General features: G+C 60.1%; 24 protein-coding genes, 1 tRNA gene and 1 pseudogene. 15 read left to right on the top strand and 11 right to left on the bottom strand.

What is annotated here, in order from left to right:
- The first annotated feature begins 38 nt into the window (after positions 1-38).
- The gene (locus EA473_RS09560) at positions 39-245 is read left to right on the top strand and encodes a hypothetical protein (RefSeq protein WP_124195433.1); all 207 of its coding nucleotides are present in this window, start codon (positions 39-41) and stop codon (positions 243-245) included.
- Positions 246-398: 153 nt separating this feature from the next.
- Here the strand turns inward: EA473_RS09560 and EA473_RS22245 are convergent, their stop codons facing one another.
- Complete coding sequence (locus EA473_RS22245; protein WP_165875242.1) at positions 399-572, bottom strand: DUF7556 family protein; 174 nt, start codon at positions 570-572, stop codon at positions 399-401.
- A 155-nt stretch (positions 573-727) separates the two neighbouring features.
- Positions 728-1,675, bottom strand: a complete 948-nt coding sequence (locus EA473_RS09565) for a formyltetrahydrofolate deformylase (protein WP_124195434.1) — start codon at positions 1,673-1,675, stop codon at positions 728-730.
- A gap of 358 nt (positions 1,676-2,033) precedes the next feature.
- Between EA473_RS09565 and EA473_RS09570 the strand changes: the two genes are divergently transcribed.
- A complete protein-coding gene (locus EA473_RS09570; RefSeq protein WP_124195435.1) occupies positions 2,034-2,348 on the top strand; it encodes a HalOD1 output domain-containing protein in 315 nt (104 codons plus the stop codon).
- Positions 2,349-2,521: 173 nt separating this feature from the next.
- Here the strand turns inward: EA473_RS09570 and EA473_RS09575 are convergent, their stop codons facing one another.
- The 3 genes from EA473_RS09575 to EA473_RS09585 form a co-directional block, all read right to left on the bottom strand.
- Positions 2,522-2,737 carry a DUF7511 domain-containing protein gene (locus tag EA473_RS09575; protein ID WP_124195436.1) on the bottom strand — a complete coding sequence of 72 codons (216 nt, stop codon included), beginning with the start codon at positions 2,735-2,737 and terminating at the stop codon, positions 2,522-2,524.
- A 14-nt stretch (positions 2,738-2,751) separates the two neighbouring features.
- Positions 2,752-4,038: a GTP-binding protein gene (locus EA473_RS09580; protein ID WP_124195437.1), complete on the bottom strand. Its 1,287-nt coding sequence runs from the start codon at positions 4,036-4,038 to the stop codon at positions 2,752-2,754.
- 217 nt (positions 4,039-4,255) lie between these two features.
- On the bottom strand, positions 4,256-4,687 hold the full coding sequence (locus EA473_RS09585) for an SHOCT domain-containing protein (protein ID WP_124195438.1): 432 nt from the start codon (positions 4,685-4,687) through the stop codon (positions 4,256-4,258).
- A gap of 184 nt (positions 4,688-4,871) precedes the next feature.
- Between EA473_RS09585 and purS the strand changes: the two genes are divergently transcribed.
- From purS to EA473_RS09600, 3 genes are all read left to right on the top strand, one after another.
- Positions 4,872-5,123, top strand: a complete 252-nt coding sequence (gene purS / locus EA473_RS09590; RefSeq protein ID WP_124195439.1) for a phosphoribosylformylglycinamidine synthase subunit PurS — start codon at positions 4,872-4,874, stop codon at positions 5,121-5,123.
- A gap of 59 nt (positions 5,124-5,182) precedes the next feature.
- Positions 5,183-5,869 (top strand): phosphoribosylformylglycinamidine synthase I, encoded by a 687-nt coding sequence (gene purQ, locus EA473_RS09595; RefSeq protein ID WP_124195440.1) that lies wholly within the window; start codon positions 5,183-5,185, stop codon positions 5,867-5,869.
- Between the two features lie 262 nt (positions 5,870-6,131).
- On the top strand, positions 6,132-8,474 hold the full coding sequence (locus tag EA473_RS09600) for a PAS domain S-box protein (protein WP_124195441.1): 2,343 nt from the start codon (positions 6,132-6,134) through the stop codon (positions 8,472-8,474).
- Positions 8,475-8,528: 54 nt separating this feature from the next.
- Here EA473_RS09600 and EA473_RS09605 read toward each other — a convergent pair whose 3' ends face one another.
- Complete coding sequence (locus EA473_RS09605; protein WP_124195442.1) at positions 8,529-8,828, bottom strand: DUF7521 family protein; 300 nt, start codon at positions 8,826-8,828, stop codon at positions 8,529-8,531.
- 105 nt (positions 8,829-8,933) lie between these two features.
- Between EA473_RS09605 and EA473_RS09610 the strand changes: the two genes are divergently transcribed.
- Positions 8,934-9,224: a CDGSH iron-sulfur domain-containing protein gene (locus tag EA473_RS09610; protein ID WP_124195443.1), complete on the top strand. Its 291-nt coding sequence runs from the start codon at positions 8,934-8,936 to the stop codon at positions 9,222-9,224.
- Between the two features lie 30 nt (positions 9,225-9,254).
- Here the strand turns inward: EA473_RS09610 and EA473_RS09615 are convergent, their stop codons facing one another.
- Both EA473_RS09615 and EA473_RS09620 read right to left on the bottom strand, forming a co-directional pair.
- The gene (locus EA473_RS09615; RefSeq protein ID WP_124195444.1) at positions 9,255-11,867 is read right to left on the bottom strand and encodes a heavy metal translocating P-type ATPase; all 2,613 of its coding nucleotides are present in this window, start codon (positions 11,865-11,867) and stop codon (positions 9,255-9,257) included.
- A 222-nt stretch (positions 11,868-12,089) separates the two neighbouring features.
- Positions 12,090-12,296: a cytochrome-ba3 oxidase subunit gene (locus tag EA473_RS09620; RefSeq protein WP_124195445.1), complete on the bottom strand. Its 207-nt coding sequence runs from the start codon at positions 12,294-12,296 to the stop codon at positions 12,090-12,092.
- 99 nt (positions 12,297-12,395) lie between these two features.
- Here EA473_RS09620 and EA473_RS09625 point away from each other — a divergent pair, with 99 nt between their 5' ends.
- Genes EA473_RS09625 through EA473_RS09640 form a run of 4 tightly spaced genes read left to right on the top strand, consistent with a single transcriptional unit; the run spans position 12,396 to position 15,394 of the window.
- Positions 12,396-12,611 carry a hypothetical protein gene (locus tag EA473_RS09625; RefSeq protein ID WP_124195446.1) on the top strand — a complete coding sequence of 72 codons (216 nt, stop codon included), beginning with the start codon at positions 12,396-12,398 and terminating at the stop codon, positions 12,609-12,611.
- Positions 12,608-13,411, top strand: coding sequence for a cytochrome c oxidase subunit II (locus EA473_RS09630; protein WP_124195447.1), 804 nt, complete (start codon positions 12,608-12,610; stop codon positions 13,409-13,411). Before EA473_RS09625 ends, EA473_RS09630 begins: the two co-directional genes overlap by 4 nt.
- Positions 13,404-15,191, top strand: coding sequence for a b(o/a)3-type cytochrome-c oxidase subunit 1 (locus EA473_RS09635; protein WP_124195448.1), 1,788 nt, complete (start codon positions 13,404-13,406; stop codon positions 15,189-15,191). Before EA473_RS09630 ends, EA473_RS09635 begins: the two co-directional genes overlap by 8 nt.
- Positions 15,191-15,394: a CbaC protein gene (locus EA473_RS09640; RefSeq protein WP_124195449.1), complete on the top strand. Its 204-nt coding sequence runs from the start codon at positions 15,191-15,193 to the stop codon at positions 15,392-15,394. Before EA473_RS09635 ends, EA473_RS09640 begins: the two co-directional genes overlap by 1 nt.
- A gap of 3 nt (positions 15,395-15,397) precedes the next feature.
- On the opposite strand, the gene EA473_RS09645 is transcribed toward EA473_RS09640, so the two are convergent.
- A complete protein-coding gene (locus EA473_RS09645) occupies positions 15,398-15,709 on the bottom strand; it encodes a DUF7091 family protein (protein ID WP_124195450.1) in 312 nt (103 codons plus the stop codon).
- Between the two features lie 134 nt (positions 15,710-15,843).
- On the opposite strand from EA473_RS09645, the gene EA473_RS09650 reads away from it, so the two are divergent.
- Positions 15,844-15,951 (top strand) — tRNA-Ile (locus tag EA473_RS09650).
- 374 nt (positions 15,952-16,325) lie between these two features.
- Positions 16,326-17,942, top strand: a complete 1,617-nt coding sequence (locus EA473_RS09655; RefSeq protein WP_124195451.1) for a hypothetical protein — start codon at positions 16,326-16,328, stop codon at positions 17,940-17,942.
- Between the two features lie 74 nt (positions 17,943-18,016).
- On the opposite strand, the gene EA473_RS09660 is transcribed toward EA473_RS09655, so the two are convergent.
- Complete coding sequence (locus EA473_RS09660; RefSeq protein WP_124195452.1) at positions 18,017-18,253, bottom strand: FaeA/PapI family transcriptional regulator; 237 nt, start codon at positions 18,251-18,253, stop codon at positions 18,017-18,019.
- Between the two features lie 185 nt (positions 18,254-18,438).
- On the opposite strand from EA473_RS09660, the gene EA473_RS23370 reads away from it, so the two are divergent.
- From EA473_RS23370 to EA473_RS23220, 3 genes are all read left to right on the top strand, one after another.
- Positions 18,439-18,810 (top strand): DUF7344 domain-containing protein, encoded by a 372-nt coding sequence (locus EA473_RS23370; protein WP_449289214.1) that lies wholly within the window; start codon positions 18,439-18,441, stop codon positions 18,808-18,810.
- Positions 18,811-18,955: 145 nt separating this feature from the next.
- Positions 18,956-19,474: a DUF7342 family protein gene (locus tag EA473_RS09670; RefSeq protein WP_124195465.1), complete on the top strand. Its 519-nt coding sequence runs from the start codon at positions 18,956-18,958 to the stop codon at positions 19,472-19,474.
- Positions 19,475-19,562: 88 nt separating this feature from the next.
- On the top strand, positions 19,563-19,907 hold the full coding sequence (locus tag EA473_RS23220; RefSeq protein WP_394341303.1) for a hypothetical protein: 345 nt from the start codon (positions 19,563-19,565) through the stop codon (positions 19,905-19,907).
- A gap of 141 nt (positions 19,908-20,048) precedes the next feature.
- Here the strand turns inward: EA473_RS23220 and EA473_RS09680 are convergent.
- A pseudogene (locus EA473_RS09680) lies at positions 20,049-20,279 on the bottom strand (IS4 family transposase); the annotation flags it as partial.

Here is a 20,279-nt window from a genome sequence, read left to right on the forward strand (position 1 = left end):
CTCATATGCCGCGACTGACGATCTGATATCGAGTGCAAATGAGTCTCGACAGTATCGTTGTCTCGAGTATCGCCCCGTTCGACCCGACTATCGCGATCACTGCCATCGCCAGCGTTGCGCTCGTCGTCTTCGTTGGAATCATGGTGTTTCTCGCGGTCGCACCGATCGTTTCCTCCACGTGGACCGAGCGCCTCGGCGGAACGACGTCCGCCGGCTCGTCGCTCGAACCGAACGAAGCTGACTGATTCGGTTTGCTGTACGATTTTCAGGCACAACCACCGTCAGGGTGCGGTCCACCGGAAATGACTCATAGTGGAGCGTATGCGACGGACAAATACTCCGTATGAGAGAATGGAATCAGGAACACCTACCGACAGTTCTCGAGGGAGTAGAAGCACTTACCGACAGTTCTCGAGGGAGACGGCATCGGCTGTCGCCATCGAGAGCCAGCAGTCGTCTCGCGTGAGGTCCGCGATGACGAGGTGTGGGGTCCCATTTATTTCGTCGATCGCACCAGCCACGTCCCGACTCGTCGCGGCCCCTTCCTCGACCGGCTGTGGATGTGCCACCATGTTCTGCAATTTCTCTCGAGGAAGTATGAATATTCCGGTATTTCTCTCAAAAATGGTCAAACACACACGGTGAACCCGAATAGGAACACATGATGGGGTTCACCGCACGCTGGGCCGAACGACGAACGTGTCTCCTGGAAACGCGATAGGGCGGGTTATTCGTCGCAGACGACGTTACCGAGCCCGTCTACCGGTCGATCCGGCGTGATGTCGTCGATCCCGTCGGGAAGACCGAGTTGATACGTTCCGGCGTTCTCTCGAACCGTCGTTCGGCCGCGGTGGACCGAGACGTCGCCGCGCAAGTGCAGACGAACCGCGTCGAGCAAAGCGTCGGCCTCGAGGGGCTGGCCGCGGCGTTTGAGCTCCTCGAGGTCGGCGTCGTCGGGAACGTCGAACGCGCGCTGGGTGATGATCGGCCCCTGATCCAGATCGGTCGTCACGTAGTGGGCGGTGACACCGGCGATTCGGACTCCCTCCTCGACGGCCTGTCGGTACGCCTCCGCACCCGGAAACGCCGGCAGAAGCGAAGGGTGTACGTTGATGATTCGATCCTCGTACCGGAAGACGATGTTCGGGCTCAGAATTCGCATGTACCGGGCGAGGACGATCAAATCGACGTCGTATTCCTCGAGCAGTTCGAGCAACCGCTCTTCGTTCTGTCGACCGTTTTCGTCGCCGACGTCGTGAAACGGCACGTCGTAGTGGTTCGCGACCACCGCCAGATCGTCGTAGTTCCCGATGACAACCCCGATGTCGGCTCCCAGTTCGTCGTTCGCCCACGCCTCGAACAGCGCCTCGAGACAGTGGCTCTCTTTCGTAACGAGGACGGCGATCTGTTGTGTGTCTCGGTCGGCGGGAAACCGAACCTGAACGTCGAGCCCCAGGTCCTCTCCCAGGCCCCGAAGGTCCTCTCGGAGCGTCGTTTCGGTACAGATCATGTCCGAGGTGTCCACCGCAAGTGACATCCGGAAGACGTCCTCACGGACCGCCTGATCTATGTCCTCGATGTTTATCCCGCGTTCGAACAGGAGACTCGTCACCCGGGCGACGAGTCCGGTGTCGTCGTCGCCTATCACCGTGATTTCGGTTACGTCTCTCGTCATCGAGGCCACCTCCGCTCGATCGATGTTCGGGACATCGGTATGAGTTCTGACCGGCGATCGTAAAAGATCATCTTTCCAATCTGACTCTGGTATAACTATACCTTTGACGTCCGAAACGAAGCGGCGAGTTGCCGAGTACACGGCGTGCTGGGTCGAACCGGGGCCACATAGCGACGTTCCGTGGCGAGCGAATCGGCTGTATGACAACGGCGTCGATCCGATTCGCCACCCGTCGCCTTCTTTCTTTTATTTTGTCGTACAATCCAGTGAAAGATGTCTGACAGGGTTTTATACTGGCGTCTGTAGTAGGGATTTCCAGTCACCGGACGTGACAGTCAACAGCCTCTAGGTGAGTACGATGACAGCTACAACTGACGACCACGGCGGACACCGGATCGACCTCGACGCGAAAACAGCGTTCGTCTCCCACGACTGGGCCGACGACAGATCGCTGGCGGAGACGATCGTCTCGACGGTCGCGGCGCTCTCCGAGACGGAGCCCGCGGAGATGGAACGACTGTACGACCGGATCGATCCGGACAGCCTCGAGGCGATCTTCGAACCGACGAGCGGCACCGCGAACCGAAACGCGGGGACGGTGTCGTTTCGTCTCGAGGGCTACACGATAACCGTCCACGGATCGGGCTCGGTCGTCGTCACGAAAGAATCCTGAGTTGCCGGCCGGAACGGCTCGAGATCGATCGCTCGAACCCGGACGTCACCGATCGGAACGGCCGCCAGTTCGAGATCGACGTCGCAGGAGTGTCGTCGCTCGAGCGGACGGGGTGGGGTTACGCTCGACGCGGGATAGGTCGCGTTTCGCTTCGACGAAACTGACGGCGTCGATCACCTCGCGTCCTCCCGGGAGACGAACGCGTCGCCGATCGCGGTGATGCGTTCTTCCGTCACGGATTCGGCGTCGAACGCGTTGTAAATCGTACAGACGTCGGGTCCGTGTTCGCGCCGATCGACGTATGCCTGATACCACGGCGACACGCCGTCGCTGTCCGCCTGCCGTTCGGCCGGTGGAGTCGGCTCTGCGTCGACGTTACGGTCGGTCACGGTGGCCACCCCGCTCAGTCCGCAATGCCGATTTCCTCCTGTGAGCTTCCGTGGTCGTCTTCCGCCACGTTTTCGGCCTCTGCGTCTCCCTCGGTTTCGGGCGGTTCGAACGTCGGAAACCGGTCCTCGTACGCCGAGTGATCCGCCTCGAGTTCCCCGTCCGCGAGCACGCAGTCGTCGAGATCGGATCGGATCGACTCGTGATCCATCTCCGTCCCGATGAGGACGAGCTGGTTGCTTCGGTCGCCCCACCGATCGTGCCAGAACTCCTCGAGGTCGGGGCGGTCAGCCAACTCCGCCGCTCGTTCGTCGGATGGGAGCGAGTCGATCCACTGGCCGGCCGGCGCGATCCTGACCGACTGCCCGGCGACGTTGAGCGAGAGCGCCTCGGCCTCGCGGCCAGCGAGCCAGAAGTGACCTTTCGCTCGCACGACCTCGTCCGGGAACCGGTCGAGCAGGTCCGCAAACCGCTCCGGGTGGAAGGGACGGCGCGCCTCGAAGACGAACGACGTGATTCCGTGTTCCTCCTCGGCCGACTGGTGGGGTTCCTCGAGTTCCTTGATCCAGCCGGCGGATCGACTCGCCTCCTCGAAGTCGAACCGATCGGTCTCGACGATCGCTTCGGGCTCGATTCGCCCGTGTTCGGTCCGGAGGATCTCCGCCCGCGGCTGTAACGCCTCGAGCGTGGTCTCGATCGTCTCGAGGGTCGCCTCGTCGACCAGATCGCACTTGTTGAGCAAGAGGACGTCACAGAACTCGACCTGTTCGACCAGCAGATCGCCGAGGTGTTTTTTCGTCCCGTCGTCGTCGAGGATTTCGTCGGATTCCATCGCCGTCTGGAACTGGTGGGCGTCGACGACGGTGACCGTCGTATCGAGGTGACAGCCCGAAAGCGGTTCGATGCCGGTCTCTTCGTAGAACTCCGTTGGATCGAGATCCGACTGATCGAACCCGAGGGTGAGCGTCTGGGCGACGGGCAGCGGTTCGGCGACGCCGGTCGACTCGACGACGACGGCGTCGAACTCCCGCTCTGAAGCGGTGAGTTCACCGATCGCGTCGAGCAGATCGCCGCGCAGTTCACAGCAGATGCAGCCGTTTGATAGTTCGACCAGTTCCTCGTCTTCGTCGGCGATGTCCGAGGACTCGGCGACCTGGTCCGCGTCGACGTTCACCTCGCCCATGTCGTTGACGAGTACCGCCAGGTCGTCGTCGCTTTCGCGTAGCACGTGGTTGAGTACCGTCGTCTTTCCGGCCCCGAGCGTTCCGGACAGTACGGTAACGGGAATCGAGTTTTCGTCCATGATTAACAACTCGACCCGAGACGTAATAGTAGTTATTATCTTAGCTGATATAGTTAATAATCAGTCACACGATCGTTCGATGCGAACGACGAGTTACGGGAATCGGAGAAACGACCTGAGTGCGTGTGTCGAACGGCCCAGATTCGGGAGGACTTCTGGCCGTCGGCACCGTGTGAGCGCGACCGGTCTCCCGGGTCTGGACACGGGCTGTGTGAACTCATCCCGACGACCGCTCGAGTGCACCGTCGCGCGTGTCGGAGGACCTGTGTTCGGTCGCACCCGCCCGACCCTCGTCCGCGAGATACCGTTCGACGTCGGCCACCGTTTCCGTCTCGAGGAGGATTTCCAGGCGTCGCTCGAACTCCGCGTCGGAGAGTTCGCCGTCGGCGTACCGAGTGCGCAGCCGCTCGAGCGCGCCGGCGACGTCTTCGTCCGCAGTCGTCCCGTCTTCGATCGGTTCGTCGTCCGCCTCGCCCACCGCGGCGGCGAACTGCCTGAGTATCTCGCCGCCGAAAACGAACGCGAAGATGGCGACGATGATCGCGACACTCGTGTCGATAGCCGCGAGCCCGACGAACGCCAGGAGGACTCCGACGACGACGACGGCAACCGGCATCGAAAGCTCCGCTCCGGACCAGTTTCCGGCCATACACACGTGTTCGAGAACCAACACAAAAAGGGCTGGCATCGGTCTCATCGCCGCACTCGAGCGGCAGGGTCGCTCGTCACCGGTCGAGGGGCCCGAGGTCGCCCTCTCGCCGGAACTATCCACGATCGTGTATCAGGCATGCGAGGCGAAAGCGTTTTTGAGCACGGTTACGGGGTTTCACGTAATGACCGCCTACACCGCGACGGTGACGGTTCGACTCAAACACGGCGTCCTCGATCCGGAGGCCGAGACGACACAGCGAGCGCTGGAGCGTCTGGGCTTCGAACTCGAGGATCTCCGGTCGGCCGACCGGTTCGAGATCGACCTCGAGGCCGAGTCGGCCGAGAGCGCGCGCGAGCGAGCGAGTGAGATGGCAGAACGACTGCTGGCGAACCCGACCATCCACGACTTCGACGTGGAGGTCGTCGATCGGTAGATGATCGTCACGACCACGCCGACCGAACCCGTCGGTTCCACCACCATGGGGTGGGAACTGTGACGGTTTCGGTCGTCCGCTTCGGCGGATCGAACTGCGACCGCGACGCAGAACGGGCACTCGAGCACCTCGAGATCGACGCGGAGATCGTCTGGCACGAGGACGGACTCCCCGACGACGCGACCGGCGTCGTCCTCCCGGGTGGATTCTCCTACGGGGATTACCTCCGCGCGGGGGCGATGGCGGCCCGATCGCCGATCCTCGAGGACGTCCGAGCGGCTGCGGCCGACGGCGTTCCGGTGCTCGGCGTCTGCAACGGGGCACAGATCGGCTGTGAGTCCGGACTCACCGACGGTGCGTTTACGACGAACGAGAGCGCCCGCTTCCAGTGTGAACACGTCTACCTCCGCGTCGAGCGCGACGATACGCCATGGACGGCCGCGTACGACGAAGGCGACGTCATCCGAATCCCGATCGCACATGGAGAGGGACGCTACGAGGTCGGCGACGACCGTCTGGCGGAACTCGAGTCGGCGGATCGCGTCCTGTTTCGGTACTGCGACGCCGACGGTGCGGTGACCGACGGGGCGAACCCCAACGGCTCGAAACACAACGTCGCGGGCATTCTCGGTGAGCGCGACACCGTCGCGGTGTTGATGCCACATCCCGAACGAGCAACCCTTCCGGACGTCGGTCCGACGGACGGCCAGGGGGTTCTCCGGGGATTCGACGAAGTCACACTATAAACCGGGAACAAAAGTCCCTGAAACGACCTGCTGTACGTCAATCCCGTGGGACGTTCCGTCCCGGTCTCACCGGTACATCGATACAGCAATCCGTCTGGAACTGACTCCTCATACGGATTACTGTAACTGTGTACCGGCGCACCCGCGACCCGGGGACGGGTGCGCCGGTAATGATTTACAGTAAACCGTATCAAACCACGATTTACCTCCAACAGTAATATCGGTGGAGGCCATCGGTCCTGCTAGACCGAGTGAATATCACGTGAGCCACTCCGAGATTCGCGTCGTCTACGTCGATCCATCCCCCACAGCAACGGTCCAGGAGGCGCTCGACGCTCTCGACGCAACGGTCGACGTCGTCGAAACGACGGCCGAGTGTCTCTCGCGGCTGTCGGCCGACGCAGTTCACTGTGTCCTCACGACCGACCGCCTCCCCGAGAGCGACTGCGTCGACCTCTGCCGGCGGGTTCGGAGTCACGCTCCCGAGACGTCCATCGTCGCCTGTCCGTCGGCGGGATCGGAGGAACTGGCGGGCGAACTCGTGGCCGCCGGAGTCGACGGCTACGTCCCCCAGTCACAGGAGCCCGAGACAATTCGGTCACGGATCGACGGCGTCCTCGAGGACCACGACCCGTCCGACTCGAGTCTCGAGCCAGCGCCCGATCGGATCGGTCGTGACCGGGAACTCGAGTGGACGAAGACGGTCGTCGAGGCCGTCGGCGATAGCGTCTACGGTCTCGACCTGGACGGCCGGTTCGTCACCGTCAACGACAGTTTGACGGAACTGACCGGCTACAATCGCGAGGAACTCGTCGGCGAACACGTGTCGACGATCTTCACCGACGATGGATTCGAACGAGGCCGCAGTCGCGTTCGGTCGCTGCTCGACGCACCTCGCGATAGCGTCGAAACCTACGAGGGCCGAGTCACCACTCGACGTGGGGAACACGTTCCATCCGAGATGACCGCGACGCTTCTGTACTCGGAGGGCGAACCCGACGGAATCGTCGGGATTATCCGGGACGTAAGCGACCGAAAGCGGATCGAACGGGAACTCGTCGATAGCAAGGCGAAAATCGAGAGCCTCCACGGGATCGCGTCCGAACTCGACGACTGTCACACACATCAGGACGTCTACGATCTGACCGTCGAAGCGGCCGAAGAGGTGTTGAACTTCGACGTCTGCGTCGTCGACAGCGTACAGGGGGAGTACCTCGTCAAGGAGGCGATTTCGTCCGAACTGGACGGCACGTCACTCGAGCGGATGCCGATCGACGAAGGCATCGCCGGAAAAACCCATCGACACTGCCGTACGTACCGCGTCGCCGATCTCCGGGCGGACGACGACGCCGCCGCGACGAAGACGGCGTTTCGATCGGTGTTGAGCGTCCCGATCGGCGACCGTGGCGTCTTCCAGGCGGTTTCGACCGAGGTCGGTGCCTTCGACGACGAGGACGAAGAACTCGCCGAACTGTTGCTCTCTCACGTGCAAAATGCCCTCGAGCGGATCGACTTCGAACACCAGCTTCGAACCGAACGTGATCGGTTCGCCGCGCTGTTCGAGAACGTCCCTGACGCCGTCGTCATCGGACGCCACGACGACGGAGACGTGCCGATCGTCGAGTCGATCAACCCCGCGTTCGAGCGAATCTTCGGCTACGACGAGTCCGAACTCGTCGGCAAAGCGCTCGACGAGTTCATCGTCCCCACTGGGGACGCCGCCGAAGCGCGGACGTTCAACCGGCTCAGCGCTCGCGGCGAAGTCGTCGAGGGCGAGGTCAAACGCATCTCCGTCGACGGCCTTCGCGATTTCATGGTCCGGCTCGTCCCGGTCGAAACTGAGGACACCTCGGAGACCGTGTTCGGACTGTACACCGACGTCACCGAACGAAAACGACGACGAAAACGGGTCGAGATCCTCAATCGCGTGTTACGCCACGACCTGCGCAACGGCATGAACATCGTCAGGGGGTGTGCCGAGATGCTCGAGGAAGCCGTCTCGGACGAGCAGTCCCAGTACGCGGAGGTGATCCGAGAGCGCTCGACCGACCTCGTCGAACTCGCCGAAAAAACCCGTGCAGCCGAACGGACTCTCGAGAACGGCGAATCGGCGATCGATCCCATCGACGTCTCCGACGCGGTCAGACAGGCGACAGCCGCGCTCCATCGGGACCATCCAGACGCCGCCGTCGAGTGTTCGGCTCCGGAGCGCTGTTTCGCCCGCGCCGGCGACTCCTTCGAGACGGCTATCCGACAGGTAATCGAAAACGCGATCGAACACAACGACAGGTCGACGCCGACCGTCGAAATCTCGCTGTCCGACCGGCCGGAAGACGGACTGGTCCGACTGTCCATCGCCGATAACGGACCTGGGATCCCCGACGAAGAGCGCGAACTCCTCGAGGAGGACCGCGAGATCACCCAGCTTCGACACGCCAGCGGCCTCGGACTCTGGCTGGTCAACTGGGCAGTCACCCAGACCGGCGGTCGACTCCGGTTCGAGGAGAACGATCCGCGAGGAACCGTCGTCGTCCTCGAGGTTCCGCGCGTCGATACGGAGACGATTCCTGCCGGTCCCAACCGTCCTCCCATGGACGGGGGATGACGGTCTGTTGGTCTTCGAACACAGGATTCGTGTTCGACCACGTCGCGGGTCGTATCAGGGAGACGGAGCGTACAACGAGTACGCGATTACGAGAAACCCTGCAAGCATCAACAGACTCTCGAGGAGCAGCCCTAGCCGAAGCGACACCTCGAGCAGTTCGTAAAACATCCCCGCGAAGACCAGCCCGAGCGTGACGAGTCCGAACCCGGTCGCGAGATATCCAAGCGCCGGCTGTCGGGTTCGGCGATAGGCCCTGTACGCGAAAAGCGTGATGAGGCTACCGACGACCAGCACGAGGGTTTTGACCACGGCGAGTGCGATCGCGGTCGTCGTCCCGATGGCGTCCGGACTCATCGATACTACTCGGTTCGAAATTCGCGACGACGGGCAAGTAGTTTCCGTTCCTCGCTTCGCTTCAATACCCCAATCGTTTCGTTCCGGTGGATCCGACACGCCCGTATGTCACGACTCGTCGAACTCGAGGCGACCGGCCCCCGAAAACTCGATCCCGAGGACATCGACGGCGAAAAGGGAGACGTCGCGATCTGTCAGTGCGGCCTCTCGGCTTCTTTCCCGTTCTGTGACGGAAGCCATCGGCGGACGGCCGACGAAGACGGCAATACGGTCTACGTCTACGAGAACGGGAAGCGATCCGCGGTCGAACGTGTCGTTACTGTCGACGCCGACGACGCGGTGGGTACTGATAACGACGACACGGACCCGACCGACACGTGGACCGCTGATCGTTGAGGCCGAATACGCAAACTGTCGTCGACCGGCTCACATCGATCGCGTGGAGTTCACCACCACGAGCGCGCTGCTCGCCGCCATCGCGACCGCCGCAAAAAGCGGGTTCAACAGGCCGGTGATCGCCAGCGGAATCGCCACCCCGTTGTAGACGAACGCCCAGCCGAGGTTCTCGCGAACCCGTCGGTTGGTGCCCGCTGCGACCTCGAACGTCTCCACGACGGCCGTCAGATCGTCCTCGAGGACGACCGCGTCGGCCGCGTCGGTCGCGAGGGTAGTTGCGCTCCCCATCGCGATGCCGACGTCCGCGGCCGCGAGCGCCGGCGCGTCGTTGCTCCCGTCGCCGACCATCGCGACGGTGCCTCGAGCCCGCAGTCGCCGGACGGTCTCGGCTTTCGCCTCCGGCGGAACGCCCGCGAACACCTCGTCGACGCCGTCGACGGCGCGAAACCGGTCGACCGACGCCCCGTCGTCGCCGGTGAGCACGACGACTTCCCGTCCCTTCGCGAGCGAGTCGACTGCGTCGCGCCACCGGTCGCGAGGGGCGTCGCCGACGACGATCACGCCCCTGACCTGTCCCCCCCAGCCGACGGTGACCGGCACGTCGCCGGCCGCTCGAGCGTCCGCGACCTGTGACTCGAGGGCGGCCGAAACCGACAGCCCCCGCTCGCGACACCAGTCGGGGTGGCCGACCGCGACGCGTTCTCCCTCGACGACTGCGCTGACGCCCCGCCGATCGCGCTCGAACCCGTCGACTGCGGCCTCGAGATTGTCACAGCCATTGGAGGGGGTTGCGGCCTCGAGTTCCCCGTCTGGATCGGTCACGGCCTCGAGATCCTCGTCTGGATCGGTCACGTTCGCGAGCTCATCGCCTGGATCGGTCGCGGACGCATCCAGTCGCTCGGACGCTGCGGCCGCGATGGCGGCCCCGATCGGATGCTCGGAGAGCGATTCCACCGCGCCAGCGCGGGCGAGCACCCTGCCTGCGTCCTCGTTCGATTCCTCGGTATCGTCTGCGTAGACGCCATCGACCGTCATCGATCCCGTCGTCAGCGTCCCGGTCTTGTCGAGGACGACGACGTCGACATCGGGAGCGTCCTCGAAGATCGTCTCCGCCACGACGACGATCCCGCGTTTCGCGGCCGTCTGGACCCCGGATGCGATCGCAAGCGGCGTCGCGAGCCCGAGCGCGCAGGGACAGGAGACGATGACCACGGTCAGCCCGACCAGCAGCGAAGTCGAGAGACTCGAACCGGTCGCGAGCAACAGCGCGGTCACGATCGTGGCGAGGGCGAGGACGAGCGGGACGAAGATCGTTGCGAGCCTGTCGGCGAGACGCTGGACGCCGGGACGGGAACTCTGGATCGACCACATGATCGAGACGAGTCGATCGAGCGTACTCTCGGCGTCCGGCCCGACCTCGAGGACGAGCGGGGCGTCGGTGACGACCGTCCCGCCGCGGACCGGATCACCAGGTCCTTTGTCGGCGGGCATCGACTCGCCGGTCACCAGCGACTCGTCGACGGCGGCCGTTCCCTCGAGTACGTCCCCGTCGAGTGGGACTCGCTCGCCGGGCCGGACGAGCAGGTGATCGCCGGGTTCGACCGCCTCGAGCGGAACCGTCTCGCCGTCGGCCCGGCGGGCTTCGTCGACGCGTTGCTCCGTCAGATCGGAGAGCAATCCCGCGGCCCGGCGTTTGATCCGCTCTTCGTAGTACGTCCCCGCGGTGACGACCAGGACGATTGCGACGCTCACGTCGAAGTAGAGGTCGGTTCGACCGAGCGCCATCGCGAGCGTGCTGTAGGCGTACGCGCCGACGGCCGCGGTCGTGACGAGCAGGTCCATATTCGGCATCCCCGCCCGCAGGCTGACGAACGCGCCACGGAGGATGGGATACCCCGTATAAAAGAGGACGAACGAGGTCATCAGCCAGATGTTCACCGCCAGATAGTAGCCGTCGTAGCCGCCGAAATCGACGACCGGATCGTAGCCGAAGTACGTCGGATACAGAAAGACCGCGTACCACACCATCACCATCATCCCGAAGAGGCCGCCCCCGATCAGGAATTTCACGAGCGCCTGGTCGCGGCCCGATTCGTCCGAATCGGTTCCCCGCTCGCGAGCGGTGTAGCCGTACCCCGAGACGATCTCGGGGAGGTCGTCGGGCTCGAGCCGATCCGGATCGTACGCCACCCGAACAGTCTCGGTCGCGTAGCTCGCGTCGACCGACAGGACGCCGTCCGTCGACTCCGCCGTCGCCTCGAGAAACGCCTCGCAGGTCGAACAGTGCATTCCCTCGACGGCGAGAAACTCCTCGTCCGCGTCGCTCGCTGGCGGTTCGATACCGTCGGTTCCCTCGGAGCGGTCTCCGTCGTCGGCGATCGCACTCGATCGCCCGATACGGTCACGAACCTCGCTCTCCTCGACGTCGTCGACGGTCTCGAGCGTACGATGAACCTCCAGACAGCCGCGACAGCAAAACGTTCCGTCGACGCTGGCTGCGGTAACGGGATCGGACGGCGTCGGAAGCGAACACAGCGTACACTCCCCTTCCGGGTCGTCATCTACCGGCCCGTTCGCGTCGGTCACGCTTCGCTCGTCGGAGGCGGACTGGCCGGCATCTGGAGCGGATCCTGATCGGGTCATCGACTCGAAAATCGCCCGCAAGCGTGGTTCGCTGTGTCTCGGACTCGAGTGGAAACCGAAGTCCGTCGAGTTCGAGCGGGGTTCGCAGTGTCTCGAGGGACAGTTACACGAGTCGACGGCGAGCGGGATATATTCCTCCCGTCTTCGAGCGCCTCTCGAGACCGGTGACTCCGGGAGGGCGGTGACATTACCACGACCTCGCGCCGTGATCGTCCATCGACGTTACGAGGGGCTACCGGCCGTGTCGTGGTCGTGATTTCCGCTGACTGGGCCGAATGCCACGTACAGACAGGAGAGGATGATCACGACGTTGATCGCCGAGACGACACCGGCAGCCAGCGAACTCCCGAGACCGTACCACGCAACCGGGAGCAGTGCCAGCAGTCCGACCGGAAGCAAAAGCCGCGGCGAAGCGTCCTCGAGTACCATGGCCGTACCTACGAACGTTCCACGTTAAAAGTGTCTTCCCGTTCCTACGAGGTGGGAATTACTTGAGCGATTAAGATACGCGTTTCCTAACACGGCCGTATGAGCCAAGCGACCGAAGAGTCGGCGTCGGAACCGAGTGCCGAGACGATCCGAGAGATCGGCCACGACGAGTACGATCCCGTGGGAACGTTCGCGCTGATCGGGCTGTACTTTCTCATCCTGGTCTTCCTGTGGTTTTTCATGTACTTCGTCGAGTTCCTCGGTAACGATCCGACCGTCGTCAGCGGGACAGCAGTGGTGGTGGCCCTCGTATGAACGTCCACACCTACGAGAAGATCTGGCTCGTCGCCGCGATGGTGTTGATCGTCGCGTTCATCGCGACGATCACGTACGGATCGGTCGGACTCGGTATCGCGATGGTCGGCGATCAACAGCCCACGATCGAACCGACCGAACTCGGAGACGACGAGCGCTTCGGTGAGCCACGCGTCGAACAGGTCGGCGAAAACGAGTACGAAGCCTACGTCGTCGCTCAGACGTTCAGCTATCAGCCCGACCCGATCGAAGTTCCCGAAGACAGTCAGGTGACGTTCTACGTCACCGCACGGGACGTCATTCACAGCTTCAGCATCGCCGGAACCAACGTGAACACGATGGCCATTCCCGGTGAAATCGCGGAGATGACCGTCGAGTTCGACGAAGCCGGCGAGTACGGCATCGTCTGTAACGAATACTGCGGACCCGATCACCACAACATGGAAGGAAAACTTCACGTCGTCTCCGCCGACGAGTTCGATCTGACCGACCTCTCCGCGGACGGGCCCGACGAAGTCGCGGTCGGCGACAGTGTCGACGTCGACGTCGTCGTCGAAAACCGTCAACTCGAGGACCTCGAGACGACCGTCACCCTCGAGATCGGCGATGAAACGGTCTCCGAGGAAGTCACCGTCCCGGGCGGTGACGCCGTCGAAACGACGCTTTCGGTCGACTCGTCGGCCCTCGGCGAGGGCGATCACGACTGGACGGTCACCGTCGACGACCACGACTCGAGTGGGTCGGTGACCGTCCTCGAGGAACTGGACGACGACGCTGACGGAGGTGAGGACGATGAGTAACGTGTACATCGACCAGTTCCCAGCGGAGGCGAAGGTAATCCGAGCCGCGTTTTACAGCTCCTTCCTGGCGCTGGCACTCGGTGGGGTGTTCGGAATCATCCAGACGCTCCACCGGACCGACTTCTTGCGGTTTATGGACTCGGTGGACTACTACACCGTCCTCACCGCCCACGGCGTCTTCCTCGTGATCTCGTTTACGATCTTCTTCCTCGTCGGGATCTTCACCTGGGCGGTGACGACCAGCCTCGACCGGGGCCTCGAGGACATCCGATTCACGTGGGGCTGGTACTCACTCATGGCGATCGGGATAACGATGACCGGCGTCGCGATCCTGGCCGGCTTCACCGACGCGATCGACATGAGTGCCTCGGTGCTGTTTACCTTCTACGCACCGCTTCAGGCGCACCCGCTTTTCTACCTCGGACTCGTGCTCTTCGTCGTCGGCACCTGGGTCGCCGGTGTCGACTGGTTCCGTTCGTGGTGGGCCTGGAAAGCGGAGAACCCGGACGAACGGATTCCGCTTCCGACGTTCATGGTGTTGACGACGATGCTGATGTGGTACATCGCCACGCTCGGCGTCGCCGCTGCGATTTTGCTGTTCTTGCTCCCGTGGTCGCTCGGCCTGATCGAGACCGTCAATCCGCTGCTCACCAGAACGCTGTTCTGGTTTTTCGGCCACCCCGTCGTGTACTTCTGGCTGATGCCGGCGTACATGATGTGGTACGTCATGCTCCCGAAGTTCTCGGGTGGCAAACTGTTTAGCGACCCGCTCGCACGCGTCGTCTTCGTCCTCTTCCTGATCCTCTCGGTGCCGACCGGGATCCACCACCAGTATCTGGATCCGGGTATCGCGGAGGGCTTCAAGTTCATCGCGATGACGAACACCATGTTCTTGCTGTTGCCCAGCTTGCTGACGGCGTTTACGGTCGTCGCCAGTATGGAACACGGCGCACGCCAGCGCGGCGGCGAAGGCTACTTCGGCTGGCTCAAAGCCCTGCCCTGGCGCGACCCGGTCTTTACGGGGATGGCACTCGCCGGACTGATGTTCGCCGCCGCCGGCTTCTCCGGGATGATCAACGCCGGTATGAATATCAACTACCTCGTCCACAACACCTTCTGGGTCGTCGGCCACTTCCACCTCACCGTCGGTACGGCCGTCGCACTGACGTTCATGGCAGTCACCTACTGGTTCCTCCCGCAGGTGACCGGCAAGGCGCTGTGGAGCAGATCCGTCGCCCTCGGCCAGGTCGTCGTCTGGTTCGTCGGGATGACGTTCATGTCGAACGCGATGCACCGCGCCGGCCTCCTCGGTGTCCCACGGCGAACCGCCGAACCGCAGTACGAAGGATTCGAGTTCCAGGCCGCTGTCGGCTCCATCGGCGAACTCGACGCTCAGATCGCTCTCGGCGGCGTGCTCCTCACGATCTCGCTCGGCATGTTCTTCGCGAACGTCGTCGGAACGGCCCTCAACGGCCGAAGCGACGACCTGCCGGCAAACGAGTACGCAGGAGCGCTCTCGGGCCCCGACGACGCCCCCCTCGTCCTCGACAACCTGAAACTGTGGACCGCGATCGCCGTCGTCCTCGTGATCTTCGCGTACACGTTCCCGCTACTGAGCATCATCGACCGCGGTGGCCTCTTCGGCCCCGAAGTCATTCCGTTCCCGCTCACCGTCGAATCCGCGACGACGCTCGGTTTCGCCCTCGAGACCGCTGCGAGCACCTCCTTCGAGTCCGCGGGTGAGATCGCAACGTCGGCTCTCACGGCGGTGATGCGATAATGCGGATCTCGAAGGCGGCGTTGCTCGTCGTCATCGCACTGACGGTCCCGATACTCGTCGAACTCCGGACCGTCCTCGCCTGGGTCAACGTCGAACTCACCGTCCTCGAGTCTGCCGTCCTCGGTATGACGATGATCCTCGCGATCCTGATCTGGGCGCTGTGGCCCCAAAACGGCAGGGGCGATCCCTCACGGTCCGGATAGTCCTTACCAGGTCTCGATCCGTCCCGCTCTGACGTCCTCTGCACACCCCTCGCAGTCGGGATGTCCCGCCTCGTAACAGGCCGGCCGATACTGCTCGTCCAGCTTCGCCGCCCGCTGTTCGGCGTACCGCCGACAGACGATACGTGCCCGCCCTTCCTCGTCGCTCGGCAGGCTCCGCGCGTTTTTCGCCACCCGATAGGCCTCGCGAGCCTCCTCGAGTTGTTCGTCGGTCGATTCCCGAAACTGTGCGTACTCCTCGCCCGCGTCCTGCAGCTTCGAACGCACGAACCGCTCGAGCCGGCGACGATCCGCCATTGTCGTTCGTTCGTCCGCCGGCCCCATATACTGTTTGACCGCCACCGTGGCCGACCGTCGTCGACTGGATCGAGTGTCCGGGCTCGAGACAGAGAGTAAGGGTTAACTTGAGGCCACGATTTTCTTCAGACGACGGGCCCTTAGCTCAGTCTGGTTAGAGCGCTCGGCTCATAACGCGATCGTACGTCAGTGCGGTTGTGTGGGATACCGAGTGGTCGATGGTTCGAATCCGTCAGGGCCCATCCAGAAACTGCACGGTTCTGAGCCAACGTGTTTTCGGGACACAGCGTTTGTACCCCTTATTTTCTGATTTTGGGTAGTGATTGGCCCTCGAGTCGTGTTTGGAGTTCATCTAGCTGCTAGACGCGGATTGCTGTCGTCGTGCCTTCTCTGATAGCCGACGTTGAGGAACCATTTAATCAACAAGCGATTGATTTCACTTCGATTTCTGTTGGCACCTTTTGGACACTGGTCTATGATGACAGGTCATGTTCTATGCTGAAATACCATATTTTGGAATTGTTCGCTCAAACTTACTTTAATCAAAATAGAGTGTTCACTCTATTGCTAAGTTTTTTCTTAACCCACATACAATTCCGACTAAGGAATACTGTCTATGGAGCAAACATACCTTTTTGAAAGAAGTACAAATCCCATCTACGTATACTATCGAGAGATACAAAGTACTGACCTGCATCAGCGCACGATCACGGAATCGGAGTCAGTTTTGAATTTCAATGAGGTCCTAGATGGATTTGAGGCCCAGACAGGCCAACATCAGTTTTCAGAACTGGATATGGAACCAAACCCAGAAATGCTGATTGATATGATATTTAATACCTATCCTGAGCATGACGACCAAAGCTGTGCCATGCTGGTTAACGACTTTTGTAGTAGTATGATGACCAGTGCACGGCAAGAAGGAAAATATGCCGTCCTTATTGTTACTGCTGACTCCATCTTTATCTGCCACACCGATTCTAAGGAAAAGTCAATTACCAAGAACGTAGATGTTATCGAACGACTGCTTGATACCGACAATGTAAACAAATACGCTGAGTTCCGTCAACAAGATGGTGAAACTATTGTGCGTCATTATGAACGTCACCAGACGAAATCCCTTTCAGGTTGGCTTGGAATCAGCGAATCTCAAATCTCGTATAGGGATGCTGGTGAAGTACAAATCTTTACTGAGATAGATAGCTCTACCTGTGCGTTCCAATATACGCGAGATGAGTTTGAGGAGAAGTTCCTTCTTCCCGAAGGCAACTACGAACTCATTGAGGGGGTGCTACGAACGCCAAATAACGAGTATAGTGTAACGCAGGTAAATTTCGGAATGCGATCATACGACGACACTGAGGAGTTTCTACAAGACTTCCACAGCCTCTATTACGAGGTTAAGTCCTATCGCGAACACTTCAACCAGGTCGCCAGCTCAATGGAGCCGTTCCAGTCAAAAGTATATGATGACAAAAATTACGTCACTGAAGGTAAGAACGGACGGAATCTCGTTCTGAAAGAACATAACGACTTCAACATTGTCTTTGCGAGCAACAAAATTGAAATAGCAGAGTCATGGCTTGTTGATCTCGTTCAACGGTTCAATGATGGAACTGAGACACAAATCTACCACGCTGGTAGGCCGTTCTCCAAAGACGCATTCAAGATCGGAAACTTTCATATATACAACGAAACAGATGCTAAGGACCTGCAGAAGTTGAATCACGTATATGAGCGGATGCAAAAAGCTGGAACCAGCGACCAACTCTCAAACATCCTTTCCTATGTTATCTTCTCGGTCGCATCTGATTGGTTAGAGTCCCCGCTTAGCCACTTCTTCAGCCAAATGACGGAGAAGTACGCTAAGCGATTAGATGCTGAGGGGGTCGTTCTACGAGATGAGGATGAGATTATTGAATTTAAAGCACGAGACTGGTTTACCAGCGCAAACAACGAAGATACAATTGCTGATCGGATTGCCAAAGAAATCCAAGGGGATACACGGTTACTAGTTGGTGGCATTGACGAAGAAAAACAGCAAATCAAACCTATTGATGGAGGACGTTTTGATTCAGAACGAAACCAGCGAATCCGAGATAAGGTACTGGAGCGGAACGGGAATTTAGACCATATCTACTTTCAGAAAATTAACTTGCACAACGGAGATTGTCTATTATTTGTCTTTAGCACACAGACTAATGATTTCACTGGTCTCAAAGAAATCGTGTAACTATTCACACCACTACAGCCAATTTTGTTGATAATTTATTGACTGGATAAACAACCGGTTCCTTACTACGGAGGTTAAAGGGTTGATGTGTAACCAGGATACCACCACACCATCCCTCGAGCACCAACTTTCTTACATTCGAGCACCCCCTCTTGCTCGAGTTTCTCCAGCCGATCTCGAACACCGCGATGCGTGATATCAAAATGAGACGCCACTTCTGACGTCGTCAGAACGGGATCAGAACTCGAACGAAAGACGTCGAGGATATCGTCGTCAGTGACTGTCGGTTTCCGACCAGGGCCATCGCTCATTATGAAAATCCCTGGTTAGATCGTAGTTAGCCATTTATTCTCTTGAGGGAACTAACTACCATTAGTTCTTTCAAAAGAACTAATTTGGTGAATGGGTTTGCAAACGTCCATGCAAGAGACCACTTGGAAAATCCCCTTTGGAGCACAGCCGACCCGCTCTCCCAAGTCCAATCAACGAATTCACTATGGGACGTAACAACTGCGGTGACGACTATCTCTCGAGGGTCTATCACTCCCTCAGAGCGCCACGACGCCGTTATGTGATTGAGTTGGTTGCGGAGAGCGATAACGACCTCTCGGTTCGCACGCTCGCTCGAGAAATCGCTGCTCGAGAACAAGATGTCCCAATGGACTGTGCAACCGGTGAACCGTACCGCAACGTGTACAACGCGCTCTCCCAGACGCATCTATCGACGCTTTCGGACGCCGATGTTATCATCTATGACCCCGAGCGCCAGACCGTTGCTCCAGGCCCAAATCTCACAATAACTCTCCTCCTAAGCAATCTTAATCAAGCTGCGTTTCAGACGCTTTGGAACCCCGAGGAGGGGAGGTGATCAATCTAAAGTGGCTCCGTAAAATCCTCTCTGGGGCTGTGAGCTCCTTGGAACGGCATACATAGATTTGCCTGAGAAGCAGGGTATTAGAGAATATATTTTGGGTAGAAAAAGAGATATATGGGCTAGCCCCGTTGATGGAAGTATGACAGACAACACACGTCGCGAGGGCCCACCCCCATTCGATAGACCATTCGAGGGTGAGGACACGAAGCAGCGCGTATACGGGACGGTGTTACACGCTCGAGAGCCGATGACGGCCGCTGAGATCGCCGAGCAAGCAGACTGTTCGGCAGAGTCGGCACGGACCCACTTGTCGTTCTATGCGGACTTGGGCATCGTTATTCGGCATGAAGGGCGACCGGTCAGGTACGAGCGCAACGACGACTATTTCGAGTGGCGACGGGTCAACGAGTTGGCGCGGAAAAATACCGTCGACGAGTTACAGGCTCGCGTCTCAGAGCTGACCGATCGAATTGAGGAGTACCGAGACGAATACGGTGTCGATTCACCGGCCGAGGTCGACGTCCTCGAGTTCGACGCCGAGCGGATTGACGATGTGTATATCGAACTCGGTGACTGGGCCACCGCTATTGAGGAGCGCCGTCATCACGAACGTGCCCGGAGAAAGGCCGCCAGTTCCACGGCTCCGTCCCACAGCTGACATGGTACCGGTGAATGACGGTCGGAGCCCTGCGCCGATCGACCGATCGGTGTTGGAGCGACTTCGATCCCAATTTCTCGGCAGTCGTATGTTTCAATCGGCAGAAATCGTTACAGCTGGGAAGCTACACCTTCGTGTCGACCTGTCCGACGAGTACTACCCGAATGAGGTATCGGCTCGTCTCGAGATTCGGTGGTACCGAAACGACGATTTCAATGTCCATTATCAAGAGGTACGTCAAGATAGTTCGTGGAAGTGTCGATGGGATCGCCATCCAAACGCACACAACTCGAGAGATCACTTCCATCCGCCGCCGGCCGCGAGTCGCAGTGACGCACAAAATGTGCAGTGGCCAACTGACCATCGCGACGTGAGCCGTCTCGTCCTCGACCGCATCGAGGAGCGAATCGAAGCACTATGGAAGCAACAGTAGGCAGAGAGTATCGGCAACATCGACTCTAGTATGTTTTTTATCGATTGCCTGGATAGATCGATTTTTCACATCTCCGCAAGTGATACCTTCTGAATATATTCAAGATATCCGAATTACTGACGCTCCGTTATTCGTCTTTAGCTAAGACTCACACCTCGGTTGCGTAGCGGTAGCGAGCGTCTCTTGTAACACTGGCCGTTGCTGGTGAATCTTCTGTGCGTCGTCGATCAGTCGGTCGAGCAGCGGTGGCGGCGAGTAGCCGAGATATTCGCCAAGTTCGTGGAGGATGAGCTGGGCGTGCGACCGGAAGGTCGCCGCCCAGCGTTCCGGCGGAAACACGATCTCATCGTCCGCTTGTTCGGTGACCAGATC

Origin of the sequence: Natrarchaeobius chitinivorans (assembly GCF_003841505.1) — an archaeon.
Taxonomy (GTDB): domain Archaea; phylum Halobacteriota; class Halobacteria; order Halobacteriales; family Natrialbaceae; genus Natrarchaeobius; species Natrarchaeobius chitinivorans.